This window comes from Saccharibacter floricola DSM 15669 (assembly GCF_000378165.1).
GTDB classification, from domain to species: Bacteria; Pseudomonadota; Alphaproteobacteria; order Acetobacterales; family Acetobacteraceae; genus Saccharibacter; species Saccharibacter floricola.
On record NZ_KB899344.1, the window covers coordinates 1 to 18,567 of the forward strand.

Sequence of the window (18,567 nt, forward strand, 5' to 3'; positions counted from 1 at the left end):
AAGAGCAAGAACATCAACAATAACGGCACGTTGACGGTTAACCGTAGCGATGATGTGAAGCTTGATCAGCATATCTCTGGGACAGGCGGTCTGAATCAGAATGGTACCGGCAAGACCATCCTAAGCAGTGATAACAGCTATGCGGGCCCAACCAATGTGAATGCGGGAACCTTGCAGGTTGATGGGAACCAAAGTGGATCGCATGGTCTGACCTCCGTTGCTTCGGGAGCGACGTTGGCGGGGAGTGGCACCATTGGTGGTGATGTTGCTGTGCATAATGGTGGCACCCTCTCTCCCGGGGGGAGCTTAGATAGCGCAGGAACAATGAACATTAATGGCGGGCTTTCATTTGATCCAAATGCTCGGCAAGATTGGAATATGGGTCAGGCTGGTAAAGAGGGCGGCCAGTATAATGACTTCGTGAATGTGAAGGGTAATTTGCAGCTCGGTGGAACGATTAATATTTCCACCGCACGTGGTGGACCAGATGTTCAAGATAATTCTCTAGGGGGCGGTGTTTACCGGATGTATTCCTACGGGGGTAAGCTTTCTGGTCAGGACAGCCTGAATGGTGTGATGTCCAATGGTGTTCTTGATCCTCACTTAGGGATTCAGACATCAGTGGATAAGCAAGTGAACCTGATTTCCTCCCATGGTGGTGAGTTGAGCTTCTGGGATGGAAGTGATGTCGCACAGCATGGCGCCAATAACCGCGACGGGAATAACTCTGTTGATGGTGGTGATGGTGTCTGGACGGCGATGAATGGAACGGGAGATTATAACTGGACGAATGCCAATGGTTCACGCAATGCGCCATGGGCAACGGGTTCTATGGCCATTTTCCAGGGAAATGCTGGTCATGTCACGGTAAAAGATCAGGATGTTAGAGGGAAAAATTCCCCTGTGCTGCTGAGTGGTATGCAGTTTGCGAACCTTGATGGTAAAAGTTACCTGATTTCAGGGGATGCGCTCCATGCGGCCACGGCAAACACGATTATTCGTGTCGGTGATGGCACATCTGAAGGAGCCGGTATCACAGCAGAAGTTGCTTCTGTTATTGATGATGGGTCAGTCGCTGGTGGAACAACATTAACCAAAACGGATTCCGGCACGTTAATCTTATCGGGTGATAACCAGTATCATGGTGATACGCGTATCAATGGTGGGACGTTACAGCTTGGCAATGGTGGCACAACAGGGTCGGTTGCCAGCAAGAATATCCTTGATAATGGTGATCTTGCGATTAACCACAGTAATGATGTGACCTTAGGCCAGCAGATTTCTGGCACAGGGACGTTCCATCAGATTGGCACAGGCACAACGACGCTGATTAATGACAATAGCTATACGGGCGATACGACGATTGATCATGGAACGTTGCAGCTTGGCAATGGTGGCACGGCTGGGTCAATTGCGGGTCAGGCTATTGTTAACAACAGCGCTCTTACGGTTAACCACAGTAATGATGTGACGTTAGGCCAGAGGATTTCTGGCACGGGGACGTTCCATCAGATTGGCACAGGCACAACGACGCTGACCAATGACAATAGCTATACGGGCGATACGACGATTGATCATGGTACGTTACAGCTTGGTAATGGCGGCACGGCCGGGTCGATTGCCAGCAAGAACATTCTCAATAATGGTGCTCTTGCGGTTAATCGAAGTAATGATCTGACGTTAGACCAGAAGATTTCTGGCACGGGATCGTTCCAGCAGATTGGCACTGGCAAAACAGTGTTGACCAATGACAATACGTATCAAGGTGATACGACGATTGGTCACGGCACGCTGCAATTAGGCAATGGCGGGAAGACAGGGTCGCTTGCTAGCAAGAAGATCGTCAATAATGGTGTGTTTGCAGTCAATCGTAGCAACGACGTCGCGCTCAATCAGTTGATCTCTGGTGCAGGGGCGTTCCACCAAGTTGGCACTGGCCAGACGACTTTGACCAATGACAATACGTATCAAGGTGATACGACGGTTGAGCATGGCACGTTGCAGCTAGGCGATGGCGGTAAAACAGGGTCGATCGAAGGTCAGCACATCCTCAATAACGGCACGCTTGCGGTTAATCACAGCAATGATGTGACGTTAGGTCAGCAGGTTTCTGGCTCTGGTGACTTCCATCAGGCAGGCACGGGCAAAACAACCCTGACGAATGACAATAGCTATCAAGGGGCGACCTTTATTGATCAAGGGGCTTTACAGTTTGGTGATGGCGGCACAACGGGCTCTGTCCAGTCGGGTGCCATTGTTAACAATGGTGCTCTTGTGGTTAATCGGAGCAATGATGCTGTCTTTGGTCAGAATATCTCTGGCACGGGTTCCTTCAGTCAGGATGGCACGGGCACGACGATCTTAACCAATGATAATACGTATCAAGGCGATACGACGATCAATCGTGGCACGCTCCAGCTCGGTAATGGCGGGGAAACGGGCTCTGTTGCCAGCCAGAATATCGTCAATAATGGCACGCTTGCGGTTAATCACAGCAATGATGTGACGTTAGGCCAGCAAATTTCTGGTTCTGGTGCCTTCCACCAAGATGGAACGGGTCGCACCATTCTAACCAATGACAATAGCTATACGGGCGATACCACGATTAATCATGGCACGCTTCAGCTTGGTAATGGTGGGGAAGCGGGCTCTGTTGCGAGCAAGAACATCATCAATAACGGGGTGTTGTCTGTTAACCGGAGTGATGATGTGACGTTAGGCCAGAAGATTTCTGGTTCGGGATCCTTCCATCAAGATGGTTCGGGCATGACGACGATGGTGGCCGACAATACGTATCAAGGGGACACAACCATCAATAGCGGTATTTTGCAGCTTGGTGATGGTGGTGAGACCGGGGCCGTCCAAAGTAAAAAGATCGTCAATAATGGCCAGCTGATTATTAATCATAGTGATAATGTTCAGTTCGACCACGTCATTTCAGGAAGTGGGGACTTTATCCAAGCAGGGTCGGGTCGAACGATCTTGAGGGCGGACAATACTTATACGGGTGATACGATCGTCGAGCCGGGATCTGCACTAGAGATTGGGAATGGCGCGACGAGTGGGTCTATCAGTGCAAGTAACCTGATTAATGACGGAACGCTTTATATCAACCGCAGTGATAGCGTGCTGATGGCGCAAACGATTTCAGGATCGGGGAATATCATCGCGAATGGTCAGGGCCATATGACCATGATGACGGAGAACAACACCTATACGGGTGACTTCCACTTAATGAGTGGGACGATTGTTGGGTCTCCACGTAGCTTTGGAACTGGTGCGGTCATTGATGATTCCATGCTCATTATGAACAAACCAGGTGTCATGAAAGATGAGCTGCGCGGCACCGGGACGTTTGTTGCCGGGGGAGATGGTGTTCTTCATCTGCCAAGTAACCGTGATGATTCCCACTTTACGGGTCAGACTCTTGTCCAGAAAGGCACAATGAAAATCGATGGTAATTTTCAAAATGCCAAAATGGACGTCACACAAGGGGCGACCCTGTCAGGGGGCGGGTCTGTTGGACAAACCCATGTCGGACAAGGTGGTACGTTAGAAGCTACGGTGGTGGACAAGAAGGACGATGTTCAGCCCGTGCAGCGGAGCCCTATGTCCTTGTTGCAGAGAAGTCTCTTTGTTGAGGCTGTAGCCCTTCCTGCCGCGTCTGTCGCACCCGTTGCGCAGAGTGTCTCGCAGGAAGAAAGTAGCCCTGTGGGGGTTCTGTCGGTGCATGGTGATCTAGGGATGGATCATGACGCTCACCTTGCGGCCCAAGGCACGACGACGGCAACGGGCCAGACGATGGAGGTAGGTGGCCGGTCTTATCAACAGCTGCAGAGCAGTTTGATTAAAGTCATGGGAGCAGCAGACCTCAAGGGCGGAGCAGTTGACTTCAATGTTCCTGAAGGAACGAAGATCTCAGCGCGTCAGGGTTATACTCTGCTGACAGCCAGCAAGGGCGTGACAGGGCACTATGACAGCCTCAATACGAACCTCCTTGGCACGTCTGCCTTCTTAGCTCCTGAGTTGGCCTATACGGCTGATGATGTAGACGTGATCATGAAAAATAATGGCACGACCTTCGCAAGTATTGCTCAAACACCGCAGCAGGCGATGATCGGTAATGCTTTGCAGCATATGCCAGAAAACAGTCAGCTCGTGCAGGAAATGGAGGCTTTGAATGCGGCTGATGCCCGCCATGCGATGAAGTCTTTATCTGGTGAGGTTCATGCTTCTGCGCGGACGGCCTTGATCCAAGATAGTTATTATGCGCGTCAAGCTGTCTTTGACCGTCTTGATAGTGCTGATTGCGATGGCAGCCCAACGAGTGGCGGTATGGGTGTGGCTGACCTGAAGACGGGTCGCAAAGTCAATGCTTGCCTGTCGAACCGTCCAGTTCTTTGGGGCCAGTCTTATGGAAGTCTTGGTAATAATGGTGGCAATGGCGGCGCAAGTGCTATGCATCATTCTACCACAGGCTTCGTGATGGGGGCTGATGCGCCGGTATTGGCAACATGGCGTGTTGGTGGCTTGGTCAGCTACGGTCGTTCGATGTTCAACCTTAAGGGTGATTCAAACGCTTCCGGCCATAGTAATAACATTACGATTGGTGGCTATGCAGGAAACCATTGGGGCAACCTCCATCTCCGTCTGGGTGCGGCCTATACATGGAACATCATGAACACCCGTCGTTCTGTTGCTGTTGGGGCCTATAATGCTCGTATGACGAGCGGCTACCTTGGGGGAACAGCGCAAGCTTTTGCTGAGCTTGGTTATAAATTCCACATGCGTCATGCAATGATTGAGCCTTTCGCCAATGTGGCCTACGTCAATCTCCATATGAATGGCTATCACGAACATGGTGGTGATGGGGCATTGCGTGGCCGTGGGATGGATACAGGCGTGACGTTCTCTACCTTTGGTGTCCGTGCTTCAACCTCCTTTATGGTGGGCAAAACACTGGTCACACCGCAAGCGATGTTCGCCTATCGTCATAGCTTTGGGCTGAGAACACCGTCGGCACGCGCTATGTTCGCTGGTTCGAGTGCAGGGTCTATGGAGACAGTAGGCGCGCCACTGTCAAGCAATTCAGCTGTGCTGAAGCTCGGGATGACGGCGAAGCTAACGGATCGTGTTGATGTTGGCCTGTCTTATATCGGTCAGTATGGAACACATTCTGTCGATAGCGGCGCTGAAGGACATGTGAGCTTGGCCTTCTAAGAGGCTCCGCTCGTGCGGAATAGATCGAATATAATAATGGCGTTCCATAGAGGTTATGGAACGCCATTATTATATCGAAGGGTATAAAAACGACTTACTTGTGAGGCTGGGTGCTTTTATCAAGCTGGCCGCGTGCTGCTGTGTAAGCAGGAGAGCGAGGGCCTGGCAGAATGCCGTTTATAGAAGATGGAGACAAAAGATATTCGGAGGCTTCACCCGCAACTTCATGGGCATAGTCGAGTTGGGAGTTCATGATCTGCCCAACGGCCGCTGATACGAGAGAGCCTAGAGGGCTTGAGCCGCCATTATCATTCGTGTTGTGGCGACTAATGGCGGAACCTTCCCAAATGGACAGACCGTTGCGGAGGTCAATAAGGCGCGCCTTAATGCTGACGACTGTGACGCTATTAAAAACCTGATAGGAATTCCCGTAGCGTTCTACTGTCAGATAAAGCCCCGTGTCTGCTCCGAAGATCTCATGCAGTTTAGTCGGTGGAATATTTTGAGCATCTTCCGACGTCATAACGCCACTGCTGCGGAAGGTTTCATTCGTGAGGGCGACAGGCAACACGTAATATCCCGCTTCACCCAATGGGTGCGTGACTTGGGAGAGAACACTGTTAGACGCTTGAATATCCACGCTATGATTGATTGGCGGTAAAACCAATATGGAGGCCGGATTGCTCGCGCGAAAGGCTGTATAATCATAGGGTACGCTCTTATGAGCGCAGCCCGATAACAGTACGGTCATACCGACGGCAGAAAGAAGCGTTTTAAAAGACGTGATACGCATGAGGTGTTAGCTCCGAGCTGCCGGGTTGGAAGAAGATGATGGTGCAGGAGCTGTCGGAGCAGGGGCGGCGCTTTCACCGGTCATTGTATGGAGCAGCCTGTCCATATAGGGCGTGCTTTCGGGGAAGAGTGATTTTTCTTTCTCAAAGGCATCGCGGGCTTGGTTAGCTCTGCCAATTTGAGCGTAAAGATAGCCCAGTTCAGCGTAGTAACCCGGTGCTGGAATACGATTTTTGCTCTGTGCTTGTGCGATCCCGCGTTCAAGCACAGCAATGCCTGTTGCGGGGTCTGCCTTTTGGCTCAGTGTATTGTACACTTGATCCTGATAGCCTTTCCAATAGTAAAGCGGTGGCCGGTGGGAAGAGCAGGCACTTAAAGCAGGGGCGAGTAGAAGTGTGACTGTGGCGAGCCCTGTCCGCCATGGGGAGAGATGAAACATCTATGGGAGATACCTTTATTTAGAAGGGAAAGGCCATGCGCCACGGTCAAGAGCTTCAACCAAACGGTTGACGGCCTCACGGATGGCAAGGTCAAGCACCTTGTCGTTCAAAGTGGAATCATAGCTTGAAGAGCCACCGAACCCGACAATTTCACGGTTGGAAAGCTGGTAATCCCCGGCTCCCTGAACCGTGTACACCACCTCAGAGGTATCAACATTGACGATATTGAGGGCGACTTTAGCGTAAGCGATCTGCTTACGTCCTTGTCCCAGCATACCAAATAATGCCTGATCACCTGTTTCTTTACGGCCGAATTCTGTCACGTCACCCGTTACGAGAAAGCGGGCGCCTTTGATATGGAGCTGCGTGCCGGAGAAGTGCCCTTCTTGGGCCATAGCATCGAGATTGCTGCGATCCATCAAATTGAAATGATTAGATTCTTGTAAATGGCTTGCGAGGATCGTTTTCGCTTGGTTGCCGAGATAGTCCGTTCCGCTAGAGAATAATCCATTCATGTAATGAGAACGGTTTTGGAACTGTCCAATCGCAATAGCAGGGCGAGGGCCTTGATAGGGTTGGTTCGTGGAGGTGACATGTTCCACTGGAAGTGTGTGCGATGATTCTGTTGCACAACCAGCTGTCAATGTCATAGAGGCGAGTAAAAAATAGCCAAAAGAGGAGGTCTTCATTACATTTATTCTTCCATTGTGAACTATCTATTTGAGTATATAAATTTTTCTTGTGATGAGGAAATGAAATGTTTATTAATTATTGAGTGTGCTATAAATACCACATATCGAACGCTTGTAATCGGCAATAATAGGCAAGAGAATAAGAAAACGTGAGGAAGGAAAGCTCTGGATAACAGGTCTATCCTTCATTTTTGATTGATAAATAAAAATAGGGTATATTGTCCCAGTCGCTTATACTCTAGAGCTAAGTTGATTCTACTCAAGCGCTATTGTTATCTAGCGACTTATAAAGAATGGGGGATGATACCCCTTGTAGGAGAGCAGTTATGCGGCTGATATGTATTGGTGACAGTCAGAAAAACGCTGATGGCCGACCATGCTCAACTTTGTCAGAGGCGATTTCTAAGGGGCATATTTCCCTCCGTATTACAGGGAAAGAAGGGGTATTGAGTGCGTTGCGGCATTTCCCTTCCGATATTGCGGTTATCCAGCAAACTCAACCAAACCCGATGTTGGTTCAGATGATCCGTAATAATCGTTTTAGTATCCCAATTCTTATCATTACGCGCGAGAGCACGGCTGAGAGTGTCGCCGCTGTGTTAGCTGCGGGAGCTGATGATTGTGTTTCGCTAACGATGGATCCTGTTGAGCTGTTAGCGAGGCTGCGCGCTATTGTGCGTCGTGTTTCTGGCGTCGGGGTAACCAGCCAAACGATTACCATTGGTCGCCTTATGTTGCGGGAAGACACGCGAGAGGTGCTGGTTGATGATGATATGGTGCCGTTAACACATAATGAATATGATATTATGTCTTTGATGGTACGCAGGCGTGGCAATCTTCTTAATAAATCGGCCATTCTAGCTGCGCTTTATGCAGACCGAGAAAAACCAGCGAGTAAAACGGTGGATGTCATGGTGTGTCGTATCCGCCAAAAGCTTAAAAAAAGAGGTATACAAACCCCTTTTAAAACGAGTTGGGGGATGGGATATCGCCTGAATGAAGAAGCCTTTCTGCCGATTGGGGCTCGTCGTGAAGATGATATGGAGTTTACGCCTTCTCCAGCGCGGGAAACGAGTATGCCAATCACAGCGGGAGGGAACATCACGGCGGGTTTACCCGAGCGGCATCAATAGTTCCTCCGTTTTGAAAAAAGCCTCATGGAAGGGTACTAATTGCACTGACAAGTGCGATCAAAAATAGCCAAAGTACCTTCTGATGTGGCATGAAGGGCAAAAGACGTTTGATAGAGGCACTATTCCCCATTGAGAAGGGGTGGCCAAGACAGTAAAAGCGGCTGAGATAGTCGCGCTGTGATGACCTGGAGCTGCATATAGATGAGTGAAACGCCTTCCAACCCTTCTGCTGAAGAAGTAGAAAATGAACAGCCTGCCCGTGAGGCAAAGGGGAAATCTAAAAAGACCCTTTTTGCGATCATCGGTGCTGTCGTTCTTTTGGCAGCAGGTGGTTTCTTCGCATGGGAGAAGAATTTTCTTCCATTCCTGCCTGCTGCTAAAACTCAAGCAGCTCATGATGGGAAGGGGCAGAGCGCGGGCGGCTTTCTTGAACGGTCGTTACAGCTGGGTATTCCCGCGGCAACAGCTAACCTTGATACCGGTAACGGGCGAACCATTTACGTTAAGATGACCGCGCGTGTCGAAATTGAGGGCGCAAAAGATGCAACCTCTCTGCAAGGACGCGTGCCTGAAATCCAAGATATTTTCCAAACTTATCTTCATGAGACACGGCCAGAAGACCTTCATGGGAGTGGTTTTTATCGGTTGAGAGAGGCGTTATTGCGGCGGCTCCGTGCAGATCTTGCCCCACTAAAAGTGAGCAATATTTATATCACCGAATTATTGACCCAATAACACTGGACCACGTGACGTTATGGCCGACGAAGAAGAGCAGAACATTTCAGAAGAGCCTTCGACGGAAGGCGCCTCTAAAACTGAGGAGCAGCCATCTGAGGGGAATGAGGGCGCCACACAGGAGGAAACTGCCGAGGAGCCTTCCAAGGAGGCAGGGGCTGCCCAAGGAGAAGACGACAGCCAAGAGGCGCTTGATCAATCAGCCATTGATGCCATGCTGGGCGATACTTTTGCTGGTTCTTCAGTGCGTGAAGAAAGCGGCATTGAACGTGTCATCAAGACAGGTTTTGTTGCGTACGAACGCATGCCGATGCTCGAGAATGTGTTCGATCGGTTTGTGCGTTTTTTGTCGTCCAAACTTCTTGGTTTTACCAATGATACGGTGGATATCACGCTTGAAAGCATGCGTTCCCTTCGTTTTGGGGACTATATGCAAGAGGTGCCTTCTTCTTCAGTGTTCAACGTCTTTAAGGCGGAGCAATGGAAGAATTATGGCCTTCTGATTTTTGACGCGTCTTTGTCCTATTCTATTGTTGATATTCTGATGGGTGGACAAAGAGGGTCAAAGCTCAAAATCATTGAAAATCGCCCTCCGACGGCTCTTGAACGTGCTTTGATCGAAAAATTGGCGACGATCAGTTTGACAGAGCTTTCCGAAGCTTTTGTGCCCGTGGGTGATATTAATCTTCATTTTGAGCGTTTGGAGATTAGCTCAAGTTTTGCGACGATTGTCCGTCCTTCAAATGCTGCGGTAACAGCGCGCTTCCATGTGGATATGGGAGATCGTAGCGGCAATATGGATCTTATTCTCCCTTATGCAACGCTGGAACCCGTGCGCGAGAAATTGTCCCAACAGTTTATGGGGGAAAATTTCGGGAGTGACTCAGCGTGGGAGGATTATCTCATTTCTGAGATCATGGAGACTAGCATCACGATGTCGACGGTGTTTGAGGAAACATATCTTCCCTTGTCGCAGATCTTGGATCTGAAGAAAGGCTCTGTTTTGCATCTCCCTCATAAAAGGGGTGCCCCTTATCAAGTACAGATGGAATGTGACGATACACCTATGTTTATTGGCACATTGGGTAAGGCCAATAATATGCAAGTGGTACGTATTGATCAGCGTCTTATTCCACCAGAAGATGAGATTCACACGGCGGCTGATCTCGGGATTTTCCGAGATTCTACGCATAAAAGTGCCGATCAGCAGCAATAGGCCATAGTGTAGGGAGGGTATTATCGTGGCCCTTCCTAAGAGATAATCACGCAGGACGTCATGCTTTTAGAAAATAGCCAGACCATCATTGAGGTGATCTTAACTCTCGTCATTGTGGCGGGGATTATCAGCTCACGGCGAATCGTTAAGCGTCTTGGCGTGATTCGTGAAACCTATGCTGCACTCAATGAGATGGTGGCTAATCTTGATACCTCAACAGAGCATGTCGGGCGTTTGTTTGATGCCATGAAGATGGAGGCCAACAAGGGAGGGAAGAGGCTCAACACCCTTGTTGAGCATGCGCGGAATGCGGGAGAAGATTTAACAGATCTTCAGAAGATGGTGAGTGAGGTTTCTGCTCAGCTTGAGCAGGATGTCACTAAAGCAGATAAGCGGCAAGCGGCTCTTGAGGAGGCGATTCTTAAAGCGCAAAGAGCGGCAGATTTGTTAGAAAAACGCCTTGCTTCCTACCGTGATATTCCTTCAGCGGAGACGCTTAAAGCTCAGTACGAGCAGAAGATGAAAGAGGTGGAAGAAACGATGAAAAAGGCATTTATGCCTATGTCACCTCAAGTTGGAGGTGATTCGCTGACTGTATCGTTCCATCCTGAGATTTTTGACCCTAAGCAGGATACATCGCCCTCTTTAAAAGAGGAGCCATCTGTCTATTCCTCCAATTTTTACGATAATTTTGAACGTCCTATGCCGCATTCCATGCGCTCTCCGCGACCTTATATGAAGGCTGTGGACGAGAAAAAATAAGAGAAGAATGAAATTAAAAGAGTGTAACTCTTTGTTTTATAATAACTTTTGTTGTCATCATGAAGAATTTCGGCTCTCTGTTAATCTTCTTGTAGCCATTTGATGTTTTATTCTCTTATGTAATCCAAACGGCTTGGCGATGGGCCAGGCGATCTCGGAGAATAGATAAATGTCACTATCGATTAACACAAACGTCAACTCAATGATCGCTCTGGAAAATCTGAGCAGCACGCAGAGCCAGCTGTCCCAGACCCAGAACGCGATTTCTACCGGTAAGAAGGTTTCTAGCGCTTCTGATAACCCAGCTTCTTACGGTATTGCATCTCAGATCAACAACGACATTTCCGGTCAGAACACCGTGAATGACGGTCTGAGCTATGCGTCACGTATTAACACAACAGCAAGCTCTGCTCTTGCCAGCATTGGTTCCGTTCTGGATAACTTGCGTGGTTCTGTGACCAGCCTTGGTCAGCACGTTGGTGACCCTTCTTCCCTGTCAAGCCTGAACGATACCATTACAGGTGATATTAACCAGATCAACACGATCGCTCGTAACTCCACACTTCAGGGTGTGAACCTGCTGACCGCTGGTACGGGAGATGGTCTGGGTATTACGACAAACAACCTGAGCTTCGTGACAGGTCTGCGTGGTGAAACACAGACGACTTCCGGTTTTGCAAGCGTCTTTGCAGCATCTTCTGGCGCGGATGCAAGCAAGGCAGGTTCTTTGAGTGATCTGTTGGGTCTGTCTAAAACCACGACCATGGGTGGTGATGCAACAGCAAACGTCTTCGTGACGGGTTCTGGCAACTCCATTGCGCTTGCAACAGCTGGTACGCAGGTTTCTGGTTCTGGCCTTAATGATGGCACGAAGACACTCGCTAGCTTGATTGAGATCGTGAGCAAGGCGAAGGATTCAATCTCCAATGTGGCCGGTAAGCTCGGTGCAAACCAGCAGACCATTGATACGATGAGCTCCTTTGGTCAGGTGACGTCCGACTCTCTGACAGCGGCTGGCGGTGCATTGACAGATGCTGACATGGCTTCTGAGAGTGCAAAGCAGACATCTCTGCAGACGAAGCAGTCCTTGGGCATTAAGTCTCTGTCCATTTCCAACAGCCAGTCTCAGAACATTCTGCAGCTCTTCCAATAAGAGTGATTTCTCTCAGCTTAGGCTGAGTAAGAGAGCAGAGAAGCGCCACCACATTTCTGTGGTGGCGTTTTTTTATGGTTTTATGACATCATGATGGCGCTAAATGCAGCGTGATGTGTAACGTAGATGTGGGGAGTAAGCAGCGTGTCACCTGATGAGAAGACGCCACTATTTCGTAAGTTAGAAACAGCGATTGAACAGCATCGTAATGGGCGAATTCATCAGGCAATGGCTTTATATAAAGAAGTCATAGCGCTTGATCCACGCAATGTCATTGCTCTTAATAACTACGGCGCGTTGCTGCTCAAAGAAAATGACTTAAATGGCGCCCTGACTGTTTTGCGTCAGGCTGTTGAGATCGACCCTAACGCGTATGATGCGTGGAGTAATCTCGGGGATGCCTGCCAGCTTTTGCAGGATTATCTCGCAGCGATCAATTGTTATCAAAAAGCTTTAACGATCAAGCCTACTCATGCACCTGCTTTGGGGAATTTGGCATCAGCCCTGAAACCAATCGGAGAGTTCACGCTGGCGGAGCGTTTCCATAAAGCGGCTTTGGAGGTGGATCCCACCCATGTGGAAACACATACGAACTATGCTCTCTTCCTCCTTGCGACGGGTCGCTACAAAGAGGGGTTTCGTGAATATGAATGGCATTGGAGAGAATGCGCAAAACGTGTGGGGAGGGCTGATATCCAATGGGATGGAACGCCTCTTAATGGCAGAACGCTTCTTGTCTATTTTGTAGGAGGCTTTGGTGATGCTGTACAGTTTAGCCGCTTTCTGCCTCAGCTTGAGACGCTGAATGGGAAGATTATTGTTTCGACACGTAAGCCCTTATTATCGCTTCTGCGTTATTCATTCCCGACAATAACATTTGTGGATGATGCGGAAGCACCGCCGCCTCATGATGTTCAAACACCCATTATGAGCTTGGCCTATTTTACGGGTGTGACGTTGGAAACACTTCCGTTCTCAGAAGGCTTTTTGAAAGTGCAGCCTGAGAAAATGGCTGAGTGGAGAGAACGTTTACGGCATGATCAAGGGTCGACAGCAGCTTCATCACCATTGCGTGTTGGCTTAGTGTGGGCGGGAGCACCTCATAAACATATAAAATTTATTGAGTTTGCCAATAGACGGCGTTCTCTTGACCTGAAGACGTTGGCGCCGTTAGCAGAAGCGGTGCCGGAAGCAATTTTTTACAGTTTACAAATTGGTGATAAGAAAGAGCAGGCCGCGCATCCGCCAGCCCCTATGACGTTGATTGATTATACAGACCATATTCATGATTTTTCAGATACAGCTGCATTGATCACTCAGCTGGATGTCGTGGTGGCTGTGGATACTTCCACAGCACACGTAGCGGCAGGACTTGGCAAGCCCGTTATGATGTTGTCACGCTTTGATCAATGTTGGCGCTGGTTGGCAAAGCGCTCTGACTCACCATGGTATGATAGCTTAACGATCTACCAGCAAAAGCGTCCGCTTGATTGGTCTGAAGCTTTTGAAGATGTTAAGCGCGACCTAAGAGTGATGCAGGACGCAAAAGAACACGACGTCCAAAAATAAAAGACTGAGGAGAAGGAGGCCGTCTAGCTGTTTGGCGACGGCCCCTTCGGTAATAGTCGCAAAGCCCGACGGTATTTTATCGAACCATAACACTCATTATGGCCCTCCCTAAGGGTGGGAGGATAAGGTCTTGTCTCTTCAAAAATCACATATAATCAGCGAGAGTCATGCCCTTCGTTTTTGCGATGAGTGAGTAGGAGGCTTTAAGGCGGGTGCTCAGGTCGGAGGCCTGCGTCGCCACAACGGCCATGTCAGCATCTACATTTGTTGACATTTGCGTCTGTAGCGATGTTTGAACAGAAGTGAAGGTCTTTTGCTGACTTTTAATGTTGTTTTGTTCCACACCAATAGAGGTGTTCATGTCGATCAAGCGACTAGAGCTATCCGTGAAAGAAGCTTGGAGTTTTTTAGCCAGCTCAGTAAACCCCGGTGTCGTAGAGCTCATTCCCTTCATAGAAGAGACGATCATCATATCACGCATCATATCGCGGATTGGAGAACCGGTAGAGGTATCAGACGCCTGACCGCCTTCTGTCGCAACAACGCCATTAGCGGAGGTTGAGGCACTCGTTGGCCCTGTTACAACCTGCCGTCGCATTGCTGTAGCATTCTCAGCTGATGTTGAGATCGACGGTGAGAAAACCGACATGGAGTTGCTGTTGTCTGCTGCCGCTGCGGTAGCCTGCTTAAAAATATCATCAACATTGTTGCCAGAAAGACCGGAGACAATTTTAGAAATGGATTTCGCTAATGGTGAATCTGACAGCTGATTAGGGGAGGGGACGGTTGGTTCATTTTCTGCTGTACCAGAGAAAATGTAGCCCATTCCGTCAGACGTGTTGAGGATGTTCCCAATCGTGCTTAAGGAAGAATTTGCATTTGAAATAGTGGCATCAAGCGGCTGTGCTTTGGAGCCTAGGGTCGATTGCAGCCCAAGCATTTGAGAGGAGAAGCTTTGGGCAATATTGGTCACTTGCTCAATGGCTTTTGAGCTGATCGAAAGACGGCTCTGAACAGAGCTCATATTCGTCTGGTAGTCCGCAAGCTGTGCGAGCTTGGGGCTGAGGGCAAGGGTTGCCCCCCGATTATCACCCAAGCCGGCGATGCTGCTCGAGATCGTCCCCTGGGTGGCTTGCCAAGAGTTAAGCTGCTGTTGGTCGCGGATTTGCTGGATCCCATCAGAAAGGATTTGGCTCATTCCACTTGCGCCATATTGGCCAACTGAGAGACTCATAACAATGACCTTCCGCTGTTACCTTATTGCACCGCGTTGATGAGTGCGGAGAACATGGATTGAACCGCCGAAATGACCTTCGCATTGGCACTATAGGCATTTTGGAGGGTGATGACATTGGCCATCTGGTTATCAACATTCACGCCTGACACGTTAGAAACCTGCGTTGACAGGGATGTCTTCACAGAGGACGCGGTGGAAAGGTTGGATGATGTGTTACTGATTGTGAGCGCTTGGTTGGATGTCAACGAAGATGCAAGCTGGCTGAGTCCTTGCTCCCCGGAATATCCTGTTGAGAACGATCCTGTCGGCCCTAAAGAATCAGTCGGAGCTGCCAACTTTCCCGTTACCGCGCTGGAGGTCGTGCCTAAAGCTTGGCCGAGTGCATTGGTGACAGCGGTTGTATCAGCCGTGTCACCATTTTTGTTTGTAGTCAGCAAAGACGGCTTGTCTACATATTGCTGGTTAACGGCGAGAGAGGACGACAGGCCAACTGTGCCATTAGGGGCCGTCTTCGTCGGGTCAGACGATAGCGGTTGGGACGTTCCGTTACTAAAGAGCGGCAAACCAGCAGCATTAAACCGGTTGACCATCGTGTAGGAAAAGGAATCCAGCTGTGCCTGCATGCCCGGATAGGTGTTGTCACGCAGGGTGAGGTTGGCCCCTAATGTCCCCCCTGTGAGGTGGTTTGTGGCATCACGCCCATTGATTGAAATGGCTGGAACCCCGCCGTTCGTATCGCCCTGCTTATAGTACATTCCGGGGGATAGAGTGGCGTTTGACGTTGTCAGTGGCCAACCAGAAGAGGGAAGAGATTGGCTGCTATCTGACTGATTGATTTGGTCAGGGCGCGTAGGGATCTGCATACCGTCTTGTGTGTTAACGATCATATCCCCGTTGGGTTGCTCGGAGAAAGAAACGCCGAGCTTGCTGGAAAGGCGGCTCATAGACTCGAAGCGTTTATTCTCGAGGTCTGATGTGTCTTTTCCTGTGCCTTGCATGAGCATAATCTGCTTAGAAACCTGCCCAATCGTTGTGACGTCGGAGTTGATCCCAGCAACCGTGCTCACGATCCCGTCTTGAGCCCCTTGACGTTGCGACTGATAGACCGAGGACAGCGTGCTAATATTGCTCACTAATGTCTGAGCATTGCCGATAACCGTTGAGTGAGCTGCACTGCTGCGGGGGTTGTTGGTCAATGTTGTCAAGCTGCTCGTTACGTTTTGGAGGGTATTGGTGAGCGTGCCGATTGTATTTGTATCACCTGATGAGGATGAGGTTGTCCCCTGCACAGCAGAGAGGCTGGAGAGGGAGTTGCTCATCGTCGTCAGACCAGAAACATTAGCGTTCTGGCGATATAAGGCTGCTTGAAGCGGGGGAGAGATGTGGAGTGTATTATTGCCAGTGGTAACGCCTGTGCCTTTGCCGGAAATAACGGCGGAGGTGGAGACGGCATTCTCTGACACATAGCCTTCTGTGGAAGCATTGGTGACATTTTTTGAGGTGGTCGCAAGCCCGGCTTCAACATTCTGAAGACCGCTAGACGCGATATTAAGGGACAGACCAAGGCTCATCATTTTTCTCCACGGGCAAACTCACACAATTAAGGCCAGCTCGCGTTAGACAGGCTCCTTAGGGGAGTAAATAGCGCAAAAAGGTTACAAAGAGATTGCGCACAGTAATTTTTTGTTCTCTTAGCAATGAACGGAGGCGTGATGTGGTCAGAGGTTAGGAGGATGGTTCAGTGGTAATCTTATCAATGGCGTTCTGCAGGCGGGTGGATTCGGTCTGGATGAGCTGAAAGTTCAGGTCATACTCACGCTGAGTGCGCATGAGATCCGTTGTTTCTTGAATAGCATTGACGTTACTAGATTCCAGCATGCCTTGGCGCATTTCGGTGTTATCCACTTGATGGAGCCGTGTCGTTGGGCGAAAGAGATGGTTGCCTTCAGCATGGAGTGTATTGAGGTCATCAACCGTTGAGATGCCAATCTTCGCAATAGCTTGCTGCCGTTGCGTGGAGATTGTCCCATCAGAGGCAATAGAAAGCGGATAGACATCGTCATTAGGATCAAGAGTGATGGGACGGTTTTGGTCATCCAGCAAAGCATTGCCTGAAAGATCGACAATCGTTCCATCAGAAGTTCGGCTAAATTGGCCGTTCCTTGTCAGCTTGACGCCGTCTTTGGTTCTAATATTGAAGAAGCCTTCACCATTGATCCCGATATCCAAAGGATTGCCCGTTTGGCGAAGAGTTCCTTGTGATGTTTCACGGTAGGTGGCTTTGTCTTGGTTGTAGTCCAGCGTCTTTTCCGAACCGAGCCCATGAGCATTGCGTTGCTTGGACAGATAGTCGGAAAAGAGAACGCGCGAGCTCTTAAACCCGTCTGTGTTGCTATTGGCTAAGTTGTTAGCCGTTACCTCAAGTGAGCGCGTAAGCGCATCGACGCGTGAGAGCGCTAAGTAACTCGTGCTGTCCACGACCCCTCCGTTGAGGACATAGGATGAATAAGAATGAAGATGAAAGCGTTCGTCGCAGAATAACGGAAGAAAAAATCTTTTGATATAAAAAAATATAGAGAGACGTTTATCTCCCACAAAAATTTGCAGCAGGGGCACTGTTAGCGCGGCGGTGAAATGAGGTGACTGGCTATGTTTGTCAACGTGATAAGAAATATCTTGCATAATGCTGTTCTAGTCCGTATCTCTCACGAAAGTATAAATCACCTTAATAAAGCGTGCCGGCGGGCAAAGCCTTCTCACTGTATCAATACGATAGGGTGGCCTGTTGGTTGATGTTCCAAACTGAAGGAAGTCCACGTCCATGCTGCGATCTCTCGATATCGCTTCCACAGGTATGCAAGCCCAGTCGACAAATGTTGACACGATTTCGCACAATATCGCGAATATGACGACGACAGGGTATAAAAGGCGTCGTGCTGAGTTTCAGGACTTAATGTATCAAGACTTGCGGCGCGTTGGTACGATGAGCTCCGATACAGGCTATCGTGTGCCAGCAGGGGCGCAGGTTGGGTTGGGTGTTCGTACAGCGGCGATCTACCGAATTAATGAGCAGGGGTCGTTACGTCAGACGGGAAATGCACTGGATCTAGCGGTCGAGGGACGGGGATATTTTCGTATTCTTTTGCCATCAGGGCAATATGCCTACACGCGTGATGGGACTTTTTCTCTTTCCCAAGATGGGACGATCGTCACGGCGGATGGGTATCCCGTAACGCCGAATATTTCGGTTCCCAATAATGCGGAAAATATTACGGTCGATCAGACTGGACAGGTGCAGTACACATTGTCTGGTCAGGCGAATGCGCAGGTTGCAGGTCAGCTACAGCTGACAAACTTCCAGAACGAAAATGGGTTGGCTGCAATGGGGCAAAACTTGTTTACTGAAACAACGTCGTCTGGTGATCCGATTAACGGAAATCCAACGAGTACGGGGTTTGGTGATATTCGCCAAGGTTTTGTAGAAGAATCAGCTGTGAATGCTGTTAATGAGATTACGAACCTGATTACAGCGCAGCGTGCTTATGAGATGAACAGTAAGGCCATTACCGCGTCAGATGAAATGCTACAGACACTGACGAACTTGAAGTAAAGAGATAA

14 protein-coding genes are annotated in these 18,567 nt (G+C 49.4%); 8 read left to right on the forward strand and 6 right to left on the reverse strand.

Annotated features, from left to right (window positions below; translation table 11 throughout):
- Positions 1-5,220, forward strand: a 5,220-nt coding sequence (locus tag F457_RS0109455; RefSeq protein ID WP_018980900.1) for an autotransporter-associated beta strand repeat-containing protein, incomplete at its 5' end; no start/stop codon positions are given.
- A gap of 94 nt (positions 5,221-5,314) precedes the next feature.
- Here the strand turns inward: F457_RS0109455 and F457_RS0109460 are convergent.
- Genes F457_RS0109460 through F457_RS0109470 form a run of 3 tightly spaced genes read right to left on the reverse strand, consistent with a single transcriptional unit; the run spans position 5,315 to position 7,141 of the window.
- Positions 5,315-6,013, reverse strand: a complete 699-nt coding sequence (locus F457_RS0109460) for a DUF799 domain-containing protein (RefSeq protein ID WP_018980901.1) — start codon at positions 6,011-6,013, stop codon at positions 5,315-5,317.
- A gap of 6 nt (positions 6,014-6,019) precedes the next feature.
- A complete protein-coding gene (locus F457_RS12775; protein WP_018980902.1) occupies positions 6,020-6,451 on the reverse strand; it encodes a DUF4810 domain-containing protein in 432 nt (143 codons plus the stop codon).
- Between the two features lie 15 nt (positions 6,452-6,466).
- A complete protein-coding gene (locus F457_RS0109470; protein WP_018980903.1) occupies positions 6,467-7,141 on the reverse strand; it encodes a CsgG/HfaB family protein in 675 nt (224 codons plus the stop codon).
- Positions 7,142-7,470: 329 nt separating this feature from the next.
- Between F457_RS0109470 and F457_RS0109475 the strand changes: the two genes are divergently transcribed.
- The 6 genes from F457_RS0109475 (at position 7,471) to F457_RS0109500 (ending at position 13,712) form a co-directional block, all read left to right on the forward strand.
- Entirely contained in the window at positions 7,471-8,277 is an 807-nt protein-coding gene (locus F457_RS0109475) for a response regulator transcription factor (RefSeq protein ID WP_018980904.1), read from the forward strand.
- Positions 8,278-8,478: 201 nt separating this feature from the next.
- Positions 8,479-9,012 carry a flagellar basal body-associated FliL family protein gene (locus F457_RS0109480; RefSeq protein WP_018980905.1) on the forward strand — a complete coding sequence of 178 codons (534 nt, stop codon included), beginning with the start codon at positions 8,479-8,481 and terminating at the stop codon, positions 9,010-9,012.
- A 19-nt stretch (positions 9,013-9,031) separates the two neighbouring features.
- Positions 9,032-10,228 carry a flagellar motor switch protein FliM gene (fliM, locus tag F457_RS12780; RefSeq protein ID WP_018980906.1) on the forward strand — a complete coding sequence of 399 codons (1,197 nt, stop codon included), beginning with the start codon at positions 9,032-9,034 and terminating at the stop codon, positions 10,226-10,228.
- A gap of 60 nt (positions 10,229-10,288) precedes the next feature.
- Entirely contained in the window at positions 10,289-10,990 is a 702-nt protein-coding gene (locus tag F457_RS0109490; RefSeq protein ID WP_018980907.1) for a hypothetical protein, read from the forward strand.
- Positions 10,991-11,159: 169 nt separating this feature from the next.
- Positions 11,160-12,143 carry a flagellin gene (locus tag F457_RS0109495; RefSeq protein ID WP_026294330.1) on the forward strand — a complete coding sequence of 328 codons (984 nt, stop codon included), beginning with the start codon at positions 11,160-11,162 and terminating at the stop codon, positions 12,141-12,143.
- A gap of 144 nt (positions 12,144-12,287) precedes the next feature.
- Complete coding sequence (locus F457_RS0109500; protein ID WP_018980909.1) at positions 12,288-13,712, forward strand: tetratricopeptide repeat protein; 1,425 nt, start codon at positions 12,288-12,290, stop codon at positions 13,710-13,712.
- A 145-nt stretch (positions 13,713-13,857) separates the two neighbouring features.
- On the opposite strand, the gene F457_RS0109505 is transcribed toward F457_RS0109500, so the two are convergent.
- The 3 genes from F457_RS0109505 to flgF form a co-directional block, all read right to left on the reverse strand.
- On the reverse strand, positions 13,858-14,946 hold the full coding sequence (locus tag F457_RS0109505) for a hypothetical protein (protein WP_018980910.1): 1,089 nt from the start codon (positions 14,944-14,946) through the stop codon (positions 13,858-13,860).
- A gap of 23 nt (positions 14,947-14,969) precedes the next feature.
- Positions 14,970-16,523, reverse strand: coding sequence for a flagellar hook-associated protein FlgK (flgK, locus tag F457_RS0109510; protein WP_245539142.1), 1,554 nt, complete (start codon positions 16,521-16,523; stop codon positions 14,970-14,972).
- A 151-nt stretch (positions 16,524-16,674) separates the two neighbouring features.
- Positions 16,675-17,427 (reverse strand): flagellar basal-body rod protein FlgF, encoded by a 753-nt coding sequence (flgF, locus tag F457_RS0109515; protein ID WP_026294331.1) that lies wholly within the window; start codon positions 17,425-17,427, stop codon positions 16,675-16,677.
- Between the two features lie 343 nt (positions 17,428-17,770).
- Here flgF and flgG point away from each other — a divergent pair, with 343 nt between their 5' ends.
- Positions 17,771-18,559 (forward strand): flagellar basal-body rod protein FlgG, encoded by a 789-nt coding sequence (gene flgG / locus F457_RS0109520; RefSeq protein ID WP_018980913.1) that lies wholly within the window; start codon positions 17,771-17,773, stop codon positions 18,557-18,559.
- Positions 18,560-18,567 lie beyond the last annotated feature (8 nt).